Genomic DNA, 13,439 nt, shown 5'->3' with positions numbered 1-13,439 from the left:
GCAACACCAGACCATCGGCATCCCATAGCCATATCGCCATCATCGCTTTTGCAGGAGCCTGCGGCGGCTCCTACATACGCAAAGCAAGGGGCATGCCGGGAGGATCGTCGAGCGTTGATTACGGCAGGAGGACTGTTGGCCGATATCTGTAGGAGCTGGCTTGCCAGCGAAAGCGGTGTGTCAGTTAAAACATGTGTCGACTGATACACCGCCTTCGCTGGCAAGCCAGCTCCTCCAGGGGGGCTGCCCGTTTCAGGGCATGAATGAATAAATGATCGCAGACAGTGCAATCAAACCGATCAGCACCACGAACACGTTCGAGGCCTGGCCCGAGTACTGGCGCAATGCTGGTACGCGGCGGATGGCGTACATCGGCATCAGGAACAACAGGCACGCGATGATCGGGCCGCCGAGGGTTTCGATCATGCCCAGGATGCTCGGGTTGAAGGTCGCCACGGCCCAGCAGCTGAGGATCATGAACAGCGCCGTCGCGCGGTTCAGCCAGCTCGCCGACATCACCCGGCCGCGGCCGCGCAGGCTTTTCACGATCAGGCCCTGAAAGCCTTCGCTGGCGCCGATGTAATGGCCGAGGAAGGATTTGGTGATCGCCACCAGCGCAATCAGCGGCGCCGCATAAGCAATGACCGGGGTCTGGAAGTGGTTGGCCAGGTACGACAGGATCGAGATGTTCTGTGCCTTCGCCGCGGCCAGGTCGGCCGGGGACAGCGCCAGCACGCAGCTGAAGCAGAAGAACATCACGGTAACGACCATCATCCCGTGGGCGATGGCCAGGATGCCGCTGCTCTTGCGCTCGGCCTGTTCGCCATAGCGTTGTTTCTGATCGACGGCGAAGGCAGAGATGATCGGCGAATGGTTGAACGAGAACACCATCACCGGGATCGCCAGCCACAGCGTCTGGAAGAACATCGGCAGCGGCATGCCTTCACTGGCGGTGGCGAAGAAGGCGCCGTTCCAGTTCGGGATCAGGCTCAGGCCGAGCAGCAGCAACGCCGCGACGAAGGGGTAAACCAGCACGCTCATGCATTTGACGATGACGCCCTGGCCGCAACGAACGATGGCCATCAGGCCGAGGATCAACCCCAGCGACAGAATCGCCCGCGGTGGCGGGGCGATGTGCAACTGATGCTCCATGAAACTGCTGAGGGTGTTGGTCAGCGCCACGCTGTACACCAGCAGAATCGGGAAGATCGCGAAGAAATACAGCAAGGTGATCAGCTTGCCGGCACCGATGCCGAAGTGCTCTTCCACCACGTCGGTGATGTCCCCGGAGCGACCGGACAACACGAAACGGGTCAGGCCGCGGTGGGCGAAAAAGGTCATCGGAAACGCCAGGACGGCCAGGATCAGCAAGGGCCAGAAACCACCGACGCCGGCGTTGATCGGCAGGAACAGCGTACCGGCGCCAATCGCCGTGCCGTAAAGGCCGAGCATCCAGGTGGTGTCGTGTTTGCTCCAGCCCTTGTGGGATATTTCGGTATTGCGTGTCAGGTCTGCCGCGGGATTATCGGCAGCAGGTGTACGTACATCGGTCATCGATCAGGCCTCGTTATTGTTCTTGCTCGGGCTCACGTGTTGCGGACGGTCAGGGAATGCGCCTCAGCACTCCACCCAGCTCACCGCCAGGCCGCCCCGTGAAGTCTCTTTGTATTTGTCATGCATGTCGGCGCCGGTATCGCGCATGGTGCGGATCACCCGGTCCAGGGAAATGAAGTGCTTGCCGTCACCGCGCAGGGCCATTTGCGTGGCATTGATCGCCTTCACCGCGGCAATTGCGTTGCGCTCGATGCAGGGCACCTGGACCAGGCCGCCGACCGGATCGCACGTCAGGCCGAGGTTGTGTTCCAGGCCGATTTCGGCGGCGTTTTCCAGTTGTTCCGGGGTGGCGCCGAGCACGTCTGCCAGACCGGCGGCGGCCATTGCGCAGGCCGAGCCGACTTCGCCCTGGCAGCCGACTTCGGCGCCGGAAATCGAAGCGTTTTTCTTGCAGAGGATGCCGACGGCGGCAGCACCCAGAAAGAACGCGACCACGTCGTCGTCCGACGCATCCGGGTTGAATTTCATGTAGTAGTGCAGCACCGCCGGGATGATCCCGGCCGCGCCGTTGGTCGGAGCCGTGACCATGCGTCCGCCGGCCGCGTTTTCTTCGTTCACGGCGAGGGCGAACAGGTTGACCCACTCCATGGCCGACAGGGTCGAGGTGATGACATTCGGCTTGCCGATTTCCAGCAGGCTGCGGTGCAATTTCGCCGCGCGACGCGGAACGTTCAGCCCGCCGGGCAAGATGCCTTCATGCACCAGGCCTTGCTCGACGCACTCGCGCATCACCGACCAGATGTGCAGCAGGCCCTGGCGGATTTCGCTTTCGCTGCGCCAGGCCAGTTCATTGGCCATCATCAACTCGGAAACCCGCATCCCATGTTGGTTGCAGAGCTTGAGCAGTTCGGCGGCGCTGGAGAAGTCGTAGGGCAGCACGACGTCGCTGGCTGGCGCAATGCCGGACTCGGCTTCGGCCGCTTCGATAATGAAACCGCCACCGATCGAGTAATAGGTTTGCTCCCACAACTCACCGGTGTCGCCGAAGGCGCTCAGGGACATGGCGTTGGGGTGGTAGGGCAGGCTCTCGTCCAGCAGCAGGAGGTCGTGCTGCCAGTTGAAGGCGATGGTGGTTTTGCCCGCCAGGTTCAGCTCGCCGGTTTCGCGCAGGGCCTGGATTCGGCTATCAATGGACGCGGGATCGATGCTGTCCGGCCATTCGCCCATCAGGCCCATGACACAGGCGCGGTCGGTGGCGTGACCGACGCCGGTCGCCGACAGGGAGCCGTAGAGGCGGATTTCCACCCGCCGTACGTCGTCCAGCAGGTGTTGGTCAATCAGGGCCTGGGCGAAGGTCGCGGCGGCGCGCATCGGGCCGACGGTATGGGAACTGGACGGGCCGATGCCCACTTTGAAAAGATCGAAAACACTGATAGCCATGCTAAAGCCTATACAAGCAATGGAGGAGAAATCGCTGCCATTTTTGTAGGACAAGCGCAATCTCGGCGATACTGCCTCCCTTGGTCCTACGTGACCAACGAAACTTTCTAAGACAGCCTTTAGCAGGACTAAACGATGAGTCGTCAATTGCACGCCCAGACCTACGTCTGGCTGCACGTGTTTTCCTGTGCCGCGCGGCACCTGTCGTTCACCCGATGCGCCGAAGAACTGCACATCACGCCGGGTGCGGTCAGTCAGCAGATCCGGCAGCTGGAGGAACGGCTGGGCTTTCGCCTGTTCCATCGGCGTGCGCGCGGGGTGGAATTGAGCGCGGAAGGCCAGCGACTGGCCATCACGGTCAACGAGGCTTACGGCAGCATCGATGCAGAATTACGACGACTGGACGCGGGCATGATCAGCGGGATTTTGCGGCTGCGCTCGATTCCTTCCTTCCTGAGCAAGTGGCTGACCCCGCGGCTGCCGCGTTTGCAGCAGCGTTTCCCGGATATCCAATTGCGCCTGGTGGCCGAGGACAGCAGCGTGCCCTTGCACGAGGGCGACTTCGATCTGGCCATCGATCTGAACGACGGCAGTTATCCCGGCTTGTTATCCACCACGCTGCTCGACGAGCAAATCTTTCCGGTGTGTGCCCCGAGCCTGTTGCGTGGCCGTCCGCCGCTGCATGGTCCGGCGAACCTGGTGCACTTCCCGTTGTTGCACGACATCACCGCCTGGCGCGGCAGTTATGAGTACGCGGAATGGGAGTTCTATCTCAATGCCATCGGGTTTGAAGGCGCGGACGTCCGGCGCGGGCATACCTTCAATCGCAATCACTTGACCATCGAGGCGGCGATTGCCGGCATGGGCGTAGCGATTGCGCGGCGAACGCTGCTCAACGATGAGCTGGAGCGCGGGACGCTGATCGTGCCGTTTGGCCTGGCGGTGCCCAATCACAAGCGGTACGTGCTGCTCTATGCGCCGGGCGCGCTGAGTCATCCGGGCGTGCGTGCGGTGCATGACTGGCTGGTGGAAGAGGCGGGGATCTTTCGTAGCCTGCACCCGCTGGGAGAGGGGCAGATGTGAGCCGTTCGGGACCTCGGAGCGAGGCGACCCAACTCCCGACCTTAACAGCGCTTTTACCGGTTGTCCGACTTTTTTTGCAAATCCATATTTATCTTTATCCAGGGGTTGAATTGTTTCGCGCGCACACCGATTGTGTAAGTAAGAGGTCACGGTGATGACGCCCAAGGGCCAGCCGATGCGCCTCTCGCGAGCTAGCTGAAATAAGGGATGAACTATGCAAATCCAAGTCAACAGCGATAACCATATTCAAAGCAGCATCCGACTGGAGGAGTGGGTACGTACTACCATTGAGAGCACGCTCGAACGTTATGAAGAGGACCTGACCCGTGTCGAGGTTCATCTGCGGGACGAAAACGGCGACAAGCCCGGACCGCATGACATGCGCTGCCAGCTGGAAGCGCGGCCAAAAGGCCACCAACCGATTTCTGTAACCCATAAAGCCGACTCCCTGGAACTGGCGATCGACGGGGCGGCCGAAAAACTCGAACACGCGCTGGAACACCTGTTTGGCAAACTGCGGGGCAAACCACGTGCCGCTGTAGTGCCATTCGAGCGACCTGCTGCCGATGCGCTGCTGGAAGATGAGTTTCTCGAGAACGAACAGGCTGCGCAAAACGGCTAAAGCCTGATTCACTTTTTACCGTCCCACATAGAACGGGCCTGCTGATGCAGGCCCGTTCGCGTTTGTGCGCCATGCATGATCGTGACGTGTCTTTCAAAACGCATGGATCCCCTGATCGGCAGTGACGATCTCATCGGATCGTTTTGCGTATGCGAATATTTATCATTAATATTGCGACCTTGCTGGTCCCGTGACTTCACGCGACCCTCCCTCGTTTCAAGGTCGAAACATGAAAGGCAAAAGTCTCCCCGTTTCCTATCGGCTGGCGGTCACCTCGCGGGTGCTGGCTGCCGTGTTGGGCGGTTACCTCGTGGCGGCGCTGGCCAGTGTCAGCCTGAGCCTGTGGTTGCCCATGGCCCGCGCCGAAGCCGTGGTGACCGGGATGATGACCTCGTTTCTGGCCTACCTCGTCACGGTGCTGTGGTGTTTTGCCTGTCGCAGCGCATGGCAGGCCTGGTGGGGGCTGATCGTGTCGAGCCTGGTGCTGGCGGCACTGTCGGGGCTGGCGTACTGGGTGGGCCACTGATGAAAGAGGGTTTTCGCCAGGCCATGGCCTGGCTGCACACCTGGGCCGGGCTGATCTTCGGCTGGCTGCTGTTCGCCATTTTCCTGACCGGCACCCTGGCCTATTTCAAGGACGAGATCAGTCACTGGATGCAGCCGGAAATTCCCGCCCGGTCCGCTACCTCCGAGGCCAGCCTGAGCCTGGCCCAGGACTATCTGCAGCAGCACGCAGCCGGGGCTTCGCGCTGGCTCATCGATCTGCCCGATGCGCGGGAGCCCGGTCTTTCGGTGCGGTGGCAGCAAACCCCGGCCAAGCGTGGCGAGCGGGGTCAATTCACCGAGAAACTGCTCGACCCGCAAACCGGCGCCGAAGTGCAGGGCCGGGAAACCCGGGGCGGCGACTTCTTCTATCGCTTCCATTTCCAGCTGCAGATGCCGTATCCGTGGGGCCGCTGGTTGTCGACCATCGCGGCCATGGTGATGTTTGTCGCGTTGATCAGCGGGATCATCATCCACAAGAAAATTTTCAAGGACTTCTTCACCTTCCGCCCGCGCAAAGGCCAGCGTTCCTGGCTCGACGGGCACAACGCCGTGGGCGTGCTGGTGTTGCCGTTCCACCTGATGATCACCTACAGCAGCCTGGTGATTTTCATGTCGATGGTGATGCCGGCGAGCATCCTGGCCTCGTACAAGGGCGATGTCCGGGTGTTTTACGATGAGGTGTTTCCGGCTTCCACTACGCCTGAGCCCGCCGGCCAACCGGGTCAGTTGGCGCCGATGGCGCCGCTGCTGGAACAGGCCCGGGAATTATGGTCGGGCGGTGGAGTGGGGCGGCTGGCGGTCAACAACCCGGGCGATGTGAACGCCTCGGTGGTGCTTTTCCGTGATGGCAGCGACCAGGTGGTCCACGACTTCGGCAGTGCAGTGACCTTTAATGGCGTCACCGGCCAATTGCTCGGCACAACAGCGCAACAGCCTTTGCCCATGGCGATTTCCGGGGCCTTCTACGGTTTGCACATGGGCCATTTCGCGGGGCCGGTCTTGCGCTGGCTGTACTTCATTTGCGGGCTGGCAGGCACGGCGATGATCGGCACCGGGCTGGTGATCTGGCTTGGCAAGCGTCAGCTCAAACATGCGAAAAGCGCGGTGATGCCGTTCGAGCTGCGGCTGGTGCACGTGCTGAACATCGCCAGCATGTCGGGGTTGATGGTCGCGGTGGCGGCGTACTTCTGGGCCAATCGCCTGCTGCCGGTCGACATGGCCGGCCGCGCGGACTGGGAGGTGAGCAGTTTCTTCAGCGTCTGGGGCTTGAGCGTGCTGCATGCCATGCTCCGCCGTGGTCGTGCGGCGTGGGTCGATCAATTGGCGCTGGCTGCGTTGCTGTTTTGCGCGGTGCCGCTGTTGAACGCCATGACCACGCCCTATCACCTGGGTGCCACCTTGGCACAGGGGGACTGGGCCATGGCCGGCTTTGAACTGACATGCCTGGGCAGCGGTGTGTTTCTCGCCTGGGCGGCGTGGAAAATGCAGCGTTCGGCGCACGCTCGAAGCGTTACCCGAACCCCGCGTGGGCAATCGATCGCCCTTGAGCGAGGGGCGCCCTGATGTTGCTGGGCTTGTTGCTTTGCTATGGCGGGTTCACCGCGCTCTGTTTGTCGATGGATCGGCATCATGGCGAACTGCTGGGCCGCAAGCCCTCGGCCCGGCGCCGTCAAGGCATGCGCATCGGTGGCTGGCTGCTGTTGGCCTTGTCCTTGTGGGCGGCGGTGTCGGCGGCGGGTTGGGGAGTGGGGCTGGTGCAATGGTTTGCGGTGTTGATGCTCAGTGCGTTGTTGCTGGTGCTGTTGCTGCCGTATCGCCCGCGCCTGGCGTTGGCATTGGCCGGGGTGAGCCTGCTCGCCAGCCCCGTTGCCGCGTTCGCGCAGTGCTGACCGGATGATCCCCCGCCCCCCGGAACCCCGCGATGAGGAGCATCGGGGCGCCCGTGCGCATTTCCTCCAGGTGTTTCTTTCCCAGCGTTCGCAAATGGAAGCGCTGGTGAGTCGGCGCGTCGGTTGTCGAGCGACCGCGGCGGACCTGGTGCAGGATTTGTTCCTGCGTTTCTGGCGCCGGCCGCTGGTGCAGGTCGAAGAACTCAGCACCTACCTGTTGCGCTGCGCCGGCAATATCGCCATCGACCATTTGCGCAGTGAAGGCACGCGGGTGCGGGTCAACGAAGGCTGGATGCCGGATGCGCCGGACAGTCACGGCAGTGAACCGCAAGCGGCACTCGAGGCGGGCAACGATTTGCGCCACGTCGAAGCCGCGTTGCGCGCCTTGCCCGAGCGTACGCGGCAGATCTTTTTGCTCAACCGCATCCACGGGCGCAAATATGCCGAAATCGCCAAGGCCATGGGGCTGTCCCAAAGCGCCGTGGAAAAACATATGATGCGCGCCCTCGAAGCCTGCAAGGCCAGCCTTCGCGAACCCCAACCGCGCACGCCAGGGAAAGCACCGTGAATACCATTGAACGCGTCACCCCGACGCCGGCTCAGGAGCAGGCGGCATTGGCCTGGCTGAGTCTGTTGCATGACCAGCCGAGCAGCGCCGATCAGGCCACCTTCAGCCATTGGTTACAGGCGGACCCCGCCCACGCCGAGGCGTATGCCCAGGCGCAAGTGGTGTGGGAGTTGACCGAAGCACCGGCGCGCACCTTGGCCGATGAAGAAGCCCTGGCCCTGCAGGGTTACCTCAACGCCATGAACCGCTCGCGCCGGCCCGGGGCGTTGGCAATGGCGGCGTGCCTGGTGCTGATGATCAGCTTCGGCGCCGGCTGGCAGCCGGCGCGCTGGGTGGATGATCTGGGGGCGGACTACGTGTCGGCGCCGGGGGAAATCCGCACCGTCACCCTGGCGGATCAGTCGCAGGTCACCCTGGATGCCGACAGCGCGATTGCCGTGGATTTCAGTCGCGGCGAGCGGCATGTGCAATTGCGTCGCGGTGCCGGCTTTTTCAACGTGACGCACACTGGCGAGCCGTTTGTGGTGGACGCTGAAATGGGTCAGGCGCGGGTGCTGGGCACGCAGTTCGAAGTCCGTCTGCAGCCCCGCGGCGCGCAGGTCACGGTGTTGTCCGGGCGGGTTGGCGTCACGGCGGACGCACAGGCCGGGCAACAGATTCTCACGGCCGGCCAGCAAGTGGCTTATGGCGATGGCTTGGCGGAAAAACTCCACAGCGTCGACAGCGAAGCACAGTTGGCCTGGCGTCAGGGTTGGCTCAATTACTACAAGGCGACACTGGCCGAGGTGGTGCAGGACCTGGGGCGGTATTACCCGGGGCGGATCCTGTTGCTTAACGATGAGCTGGCGGCACGGCGGGTCAGTGGCAGTTTTCCGAGCAAGGATCCGCAGGCGGTGTTGAGTTCGTTGCAGGGGGTGTTGGGGTTTGAGCAGCACCAGGTTCTGGGGCACCTGATTATTTTGCGGTGAGGCATAGGGCGCCTTCGCTGGCAAGCCAGCTCCTACAGGGGATTGCATTCCAGCTGCGACGGCGCCACCGCGCGTCATGACGCCGTGTCGCCGTCGCCAGGTGAATGCATTCCAAATGTAGGAGCTGGCTTGCCAGCGAAGGCGGCCTGTCAAACACCACATCACTCCCGATAAAAATATTTTCAACTTTCTTGTGAGGTAAACCCGATCCCCATCCGTGTAGTGACTGAAACTGCGATTCATTCGCATCCCGTAGGTTCTACACAGGTCATGAGCAATGAAGTCCAGGGCAAAATCGGGTTTGGTCAAACAATGGTTGCAAGTGTCTGCCTTGAGCTTTTCGGCGTTGGCGTTGCTGCCGTTGAGCATCGCGCTGGCGGCTGAGGCTGGCACCGACCAGCAGCGTGCCCAGTTCAGCTTTGCGCTGGCCGCCAAACCATTGCCCCAGGCCTTGAGCGATTTCAGCCGGATCACCGGCATCAGCGTGGTCTACACCGATGAGGCGCCCTACGGCATCACGGCCCCGGCCGTCAGCGGGCAGATGAGTGCCGAGCAGGCGCTGCAGCGTTTGCTCAGCGGCTCGGGGTTCACCTTCCGTCGCACCGACGGCCATACCCTGGTCCTGGAGCCGTTGCCCGGCGCAGGCACCTTGAACCTGGGCGCGACCACCATCACCTCGGTGATGGATCAAGCCACGAGCTACCAGCCGCCGCCCACCAGTTCGGTGATGCGCTCCTCGGCCTTGCTCCAGGAAATCCCCCAGACCGTCAACGTGATCCCGGCCCAGGTCATTCGCGACCAGGCACCGCGCAACCTGGACGATGCGCTGGCCAACGTCAGCGGCATCACCCAGGGCAATACCCTGGGCAGCACCCAGGATTCGGTGATGACCCGCGGCTTCGGCGACAACCGCAACGGCTCGATCATGCGCGACGGCATGCCGGTGATACAGGGCCGAGGCCTCAATGCCAGCGTCGAGCGCATTGAAGTGCTCAAGGGCCCGGCCTCCTTGCTCTACGGCATCCAGGACCCGGGCGGTGTGGTGAACATGGTCAGCAAGAAGCCCGAGCTGGAGCAATACAACGCAGTGACCGTGCGTGGCTCGACCTATGGCGAGGGCAAAAACGGCAATGGTGGCAGTCTTGACAGCACCGGTGCCCTGGGCGATTCCGGGCTGGCGTATCGCATGGTCCTCGACCATGAAGACGAAGACTACTGGCGCAATTTCGGCACCCATCGCGAGACCCTGGTGGCGCCGTCCCTGGCCTGGTTCGGTGACAGCACCACGCTGTTGTTCGCCTATGAACACCGCGAGTTCCTGACCCCCTTCGACCGTGGCACGATCATCGATCCGCGTGACAATCATCCGCTGGACATCCCCCGTGATCGTCGCCTGGATGAGCCGTTCAACAACATGGAAGGGCGCTCGGACCTGTATCGTTTCGAGGCCGACCACGCGCTCAACGACGACTGGAACGCCCACTTCGGCTACAGCTGGAACCGCGAAACCTACGATGCCAGCCAGGTGCGCATCACGGCCATCGACACCAATGCAGGCACGCTGACCCGGAGCATGGATGGCACGCAGAACGCCATCAGCACCGACCGCTTCACCACCGCCAGTCTCGAAGGCAAGGTCAATGTCTGGGGCATGCAGCATGACCTGGTGTTCGGCATCGACGACGAGTACCGCAAGATCTACCGCGAAGACCTGATCCGCCAGAAAAGCCTGAGCACCTTCAGCTACACCAACTCGGTTTACGGCCGCGAAGTCGCCGGCACCACCGTCAGCCCGGCCGACAGCGCGCAGACCGATAAACTGCGCAGCGATTCGGTGTTTGTGCAGGACTCGATCCACCTCACCGACCAGTGGATCCTGGTGGCTGGCGCACGCTTCCAGGAATACGACCAGTACGCCGGCAAAGGCGTGCCGTTCCAGGCCAACACCGACAGCAACGGGCAGAAATGGGTACCGCGCGCCGGCCTGGTCTATCGCTACACCGATGCGTTGTCGTTCTACGGCAGTTACACCGAATCGTTCAAGCCCAACTCGACCATCGCCCCGCTGAGTGGCAGCAGTACCGTGCTCGACGGCAGCATCGCCCCGGAAGAAGCCAAGTCCTGGGAGGTGGGGGCCAAGCTCGATATCCCTGGCCGCGTGACCGGTAACGTCGCGCTGTTCGACATCAAGAAGCGCAACGTGCTGGTGGCCAACTCCGAAGGCCCGGTGACGCTCTACAGCGCGGCCGGCGAAGTGCGTTCCCGTGGCCTGGAAGTGGATTTGACCGGTCAGCTCAGCGACCGCTGGAGCATGATCGGCAGCTATGCCTACACCGATGCCGAGGTCACTGAAGACCCGACCTACAAAGGCAAGCAACTGCAGAACGTCGCCAAAAACAGCGGCTCGCTGTCGGCGGTCTACGACTTCGGCACCCTCGTCGGCGGTGACCAGCTGCGGGTAGGCGCGGGTGCGCGGTATGTGGGGGAGCGGGCGGGTAACGCGGTGAACGATTTCGACCTGCCGAGCTACACCGTGGCGGATGCGTTCGCCAGCTACGAGACCAGAGTTGAAGGGCAGAAGGTCAAGTTTCAGCTGAATGTGAAGAACCTGTTTGATCGTACTTACTACACCTCGGCGGCGAGCCGGTTTTTTGTGTCGATGGGGGATTCGCGGCAGGTGACGTTGTCCAGCACCCTGGAATTCTGACGGTAGACCGAGTCATCGTTCTTCGCGAGCAAGCCCGCTCCCACATTCGACCCAGTTCTTTCAGGAGATTGCGGTTAAATGTGGGAGCGGGCTTGCTCGCGAAGACGGCATCCCGTTCACCTTCATTTTCAGAGATGCCGGCCTGGCGTAAAAAACGCCTGCCGATACTCCCCAGGCGTCCCGCCCAGCGCCTGACGAAACCGGTTGGTAAAGTGACTGGCACTGGCAAACCCGCACGCCAACGCGATGTCGCCCAATGGCTGTGATGTTGTGCGCAACAAGTCCCGCGCCTGGCTCAGTCGTCGCGCCAGCACATACTGATGCGGCGGCAAGCCAAAGCTCTCCCTGAACATCCGCGCAAAATGATATTCGGACAGCGCGCATAGCCCCGCCAATTGCCCCAGGCTGATGGCTTCCGCCAACTGGCTGTCGATGAACTCGACCAACTGCCGACGCTGATGCGCCGCCAACCCACCCTTGAGCCGCAAGCCCTCGCGCATTCCGACCTGGCCGAGCAGCACGTGACTGAGCATTTCATGCGCCAGGCTGCTGGTGAGCAGACGTTCGCCGGGCTCTTGCCAATTGAGCGTGATCAACTGCCGGAAGCGTCGGGCTTGCTGCGGGTCATCGAGGAAGGTGCTTTCACGTAATTGAAGTTCGCGCGGTTCCCGGTCCAGCAACGTGACGCAGCCGAGGGCAAATTGTTCGGGGCTGAAATAGACATGGGCGAGGCGAATGTCGCCGTTGATCACCCAGGCTGACCGGTGTTCGGCCGGCAGGATGCATAGCTTGTCCGGGCCGCCTTTGGTGCCGGGCCGGTCGCGGCGAAAAGTGCCGGTGCCACCGGCGATGTAGCAGGACAGTGTGTGGTGGCTCGGGGCTTCGTAATCCTGGGCGTCGTGATGGTTGCTCCACAAGGCTGCAGCCATGCCGTCACCGAGCTCGGCGCTGTGCTCGAGGCGAGCATTGGGCGAGCGGTTGAGGGCTTGAAACACTTGCAGGCTTTCCAGTGCGGGCATGATCGGTTCTCTCCAACGCCTTGCATCCTACTCCGTAGACGTTGGCCTGCCAGCCCGGCGGCCGACAAAAGCGCAAGTTTATGCAAGTGCGAAAAGGTTTGGCGCAGGACACTGGGCACCTGCCAGGGAGTCTTTGCCATGAACCTTTCGTTGTACTTGCTGACCGTGTTGATCTGGGGCACCACCTGGATTGCCCTGAAATGGCAACTGGGCGTGGTGGCCATCCCCGTGTCGATTGTCTATCGCTTCGGCCTTGCCGCGCTGATGCTGTTCGTGATGTTGCTGCTCAGCCGCAAGCTGCAAGTGATGAACCGCCGCGGGCATCTGATCTGTGTGGCGCAGGGGCTGTGCCTGTTCTGCATCAATTTCATGTGCTTCCTCACCGCCAGCCAGTGGATCCCCAGCGGCCTGGTGGCGGTGGTGTTTTCCACCGCCACGCTGTGGAACGCCTTCAATGCGCGGGTGTTCTTCGGCCAGAAAATCGCGCGCAATGTGCTGATGGGCGGAGCGCTGGGATTGCTCGGGCTCGGCCTGTTGTTCTGGCCCGAACTCGCCGGTCATACCGCCAGCCCGGAAACCTTGCTCGGGCTGGGACTGGCCTTGCTCGGCACCCTGTGCTTTTCGGCCGGCAACATGCTGTCGAGCCTGCAGCAGAAAGCCGGCCTCAAGCCACTGACCACCAACGCCTGGGGCATGGCCTATGGTGCGGCGATGCTCGCGGCCTGGTGCCTGGTCAAAGGCGTTCCGTTCGACATGGAGTGGAATGCCCGTTATATCGGCTCGTTGCTGTATCTGGTAATCCCCGGTTCAGTCATCGGGTTTACCGCCTACCTGACGCTGGTCGGGCGCATGGGGCCGGAGCGGGCCGCCTATTGCACGGTGTTGTTCCCGGTGGTGGCGCTCAACGTGTCGGCCTTTGTCGAAGGTTATCAGTGGACTGCCCCGGCGCTGGCAGGCCTGGTGCTGGTCATGCTGGGTAATGTGCTGGTGTTTCGCAAACCCGGCGCCGGGATCAAACCGGTGGCGGGCAAGTTGGCATGAAC

General features: G+C 62.2%; 12 protein-coding genes. 9 read left to right on the top strand and 3 right to left on the bottom strand.

What is annotated here, in order from left to right; all coding sequences use genetic code 11:
* Positions 1-252: 252 nt before the first annotated feature.
* A complete protein-coding gene (locus ELQ88_RS29360; protein ID WP_128872953.1) occupies positions 253-1,554 on the bottom strand; it encodes a serine/threonine transporter in 1,302 nt (433 codons plus the stop codon).
* A 63-nt stretch (positions 1,555-1,617) separates the two neighbouring features.
* Positions 1,618-2,994: an L-serine ammonia-lyase gene (locus ELQ88_RS29355; RefSeq protein ID WP_138969071.1), complete on the bottom strand. Its 1,377-nt coding sequence runs from the start codon at positions 2,992-2,994 to the stop codon at positions 1,618-1,620.
* Positions 2,995-3,129: 135 nt separating this feature from the next.
* On the opposite strand from ELQ88_RS29355, the gene ELQ88_RS29350 reads away from it, so the two are divergent.
* The 8 genes from ELQ88_RS29350 (at position 3,130) to ELQ88_RS29315 (ending at position 11,377) form a co-directional block, all read left to right on the top strand.
* Positions 3,130-4,077 carry a LysR substrate-binding domain-containing protein gene (locus tag ELQ88_RS29350; protein ID WP_128872951.1) on the top strand — a complete coding sequence of 316 codons (948 nt, stop codon included), beginning with the start codon at positions 3,130-3,132 and terminating at the stop codon, positions 4,075-4,077.
* Positions 4,078-4,291: 214 nt separating this feature from the next.
* Positions 4,292-4,699, top strand: coding sequence for an HPF/RaiA family ribosome-associated protein (locus ELQ88_RS29345; RefSeq protein WP_128872950.1), 408 nt, complete (start codon positions 4,292-4,294; stop codon positions 4,697-4,699).
* A 229-nt stretch (positions 4,700-4,928) separates the two neighbouring features.
* A complete protein-coding gene (locus ELQ88_RS29340) occupies positions 4,929-5,225 on the top strand; it encodes a DUF3649 domain-containing protein (RefSeq protein ID WP_138969070.1) in 297 nt (98 codons plus the stop codon).
* Positions 5,225-6,808, top strand: a complete 1,584-nt coding sequence (locus ELQ88_RS29335) for a PepSY-associated TM helix domain-containing protein (protein WP_138969069.1) — start codon at positions 5,225-5,227, stop codon at positions 6,806-6,808. Before ELQ88_RS29340 ends, ELQ88_RS29335 begins: the two co-directional genes overlap by 1 nt.
* Positions 6,808-7,134: a DUF3325 domain-containing protein gene (locus ELQ88_RS29330; RefSeq protein ID WP_138969068.1), complete on the top strand. Its 327-nt coding sequence runs from the start codon at positions 6,808-6,810 to the stop codon at positions 7,132-7,134. The genes ELQ88_RS29335 and ELQ88_RS29330 overlap by 1 nt, the downstream gene beginning before the upstream one ends.
* Before the next feature lie 4 nt (positions 7,135-7,138).
* Entirely contained in the window at positions 7,139-7,702 is a 564-nt protein-coding gene (locus ELQ88_RS29325) for an RNA polymerase sigma factor (RefSeq protein ID WP_128872948.1), read from the top strand.
* The gene (locus tag ELQ88_RS29320) at positions 7,699-8,670 is read left to right on the top strand and encodes a FecR family protein (protein ID WP_138969067.1); all 972 of its coding nucleotides are present in this window, start codon (positions 7,699-7,701) and stop codon (positions 8,668-8,670) included. Before ELQ88_RS29325 ends, ELQ88_RS29320 begins: the two co-directional genes overlap by 4 nt.
* Positions 8,671-8,947: 277 nt before the next feature.
* On the top strand, positions 8,948-11,377 hold the full coding sequence (locus ELQ88_RS29315) for a TonB-dependent receptor (protein WP_138969066.1): 2,430 nt from the start codon (positions 8,948-8,950) through the stop codon (positions 11,375-11,377).
* A 128-nt stretch (positions 11,378-11,505) separates the two neighbouring features.
* Here the strand turns inward: ELQ88_RS29315 and ELQ88_RS29310 are convergent, their stop codons facing one another.
* Complete coding sequence (locus ELQ88_RS29310; protein WP_128872945.1) at positions 11,506-12,396, bottom strand: AraC family transcriptional regulator; 891 nt, start codon at positions 12,394-12,396, stop codon at positions 11,506-11,508.
* Positions 12,397-12,534: 138 nt separating this feature from the next.
* On the opposite strand from ELQ88_RS29310, the gene ELQ88_RS29305 reads away from it, so the two are divergent.
* Positions 12,535-13,437 carry a DMT family transporter gene (locus ELQ88_RS29305; RefSeq protein WP_138969065.1) on the top strand — a complete coding sequence of 301 codons (903 nt, stop codon included), beginning with the start codon at positions 12,535-12,537 and terminating at the stop codon, positions 13,435-13,437.
* Positions 13,438-13,439 lie beyond the last annotated feature (2 nt).

It is taken from the genome of Pseudomonas sp. MPC6, from assembly GCF_006094435.1.
Lineage (GTDB): Bacteria > Pseudomonadota > Gammaproteobacteria > Pseudomonadales > Pseudomonadaceae > Aquipseudomonas.
Note: the sequence above shows the minus strand (reverse complement) of the source record. Positions and strands in the feature narration are given on the sequence as shown.

Bases quoted from the DNA above. Each gene is read 5' to 3' on its own strand.
- ELQ88_RS29350 (WP_128872951.1), top strand. From the start codon at position 3,130: ATGAGTCGTCAATTGCACGCCCAGACCTACGTCTGGCTGCACGTGTTT.
- ELQ88_RS29325 (WP_128872948.1), top strand. From the start codon at position 7,139: ATGATCCCCCGCCCCCCGGAACCCCGCGATGAGGAGCATCGGGGCGCC.
- ELQ88_RS29360 (WP_128872953.1), bottom strand. From the start codon at position 1,554: ATGACCGATGTACGTACACCTGCTGCCGATAATCCCGCGGCAGACCTG.
- ELQ88_RS29330 (WP_138969068.1), top strand. From the start codon at position 6,808: ATGTTGCTGGGCTTGTTGCTTTGCTATGGCGGGTTCACCGCGCTCTGT.
- ELQ88_RS29355 (WP_138969071.1), bottom strand. From the start codon at position 2,994: ATGGCTATCAGTGTTTTCGATCTTTTCAAAGTGGGCATCGGCCCGTCC.
- ELQ88_RS29310 (WP_128872945.1), bottom strand. From the start codon at position 12,396: ATGCCCGCACTGGAAAGCCTGCAAGTGTTTCAAGCCCTCAACCGCTCG.
- ELQ88_RS29340 (WP_138969070.1), top strand. From the start codon at position 4,929: ATGAAAGGCAAAAGTCTCCCCGTTTCCTATCGGCTGGCGGTCACCTCG.
- ELQ88_RS29345 (WP_128872950.1), top strand. From the start codon at position 4,292: ATGCAAATCCAAGTCAACAGCGATAACCATATTCAAAGCAGCATCCGA.
- ELQ88_RS29315 (WP_138969066.1), top strand. From the start codon at position 8,948: ATGAAGTCCAGGGCAAAATCGGGTTTGGTCAAACAATGGTTGCAAGTG.
- ELQ88_RS29305 (WP_138969065.1), top strand. From the start codon at position 12,535: ATGAACCTTTCGTTGTACTTGCTGACCGTGTTGATCTGGGGCACCACC.
- ELQ88_RS29335 (WP_138969069.1), top strand. From the start codon at position 5,225: ATGAAAGAGGGTTTTCGCCAGGCCATGGCCTGGCTGCACACCTGGGCC.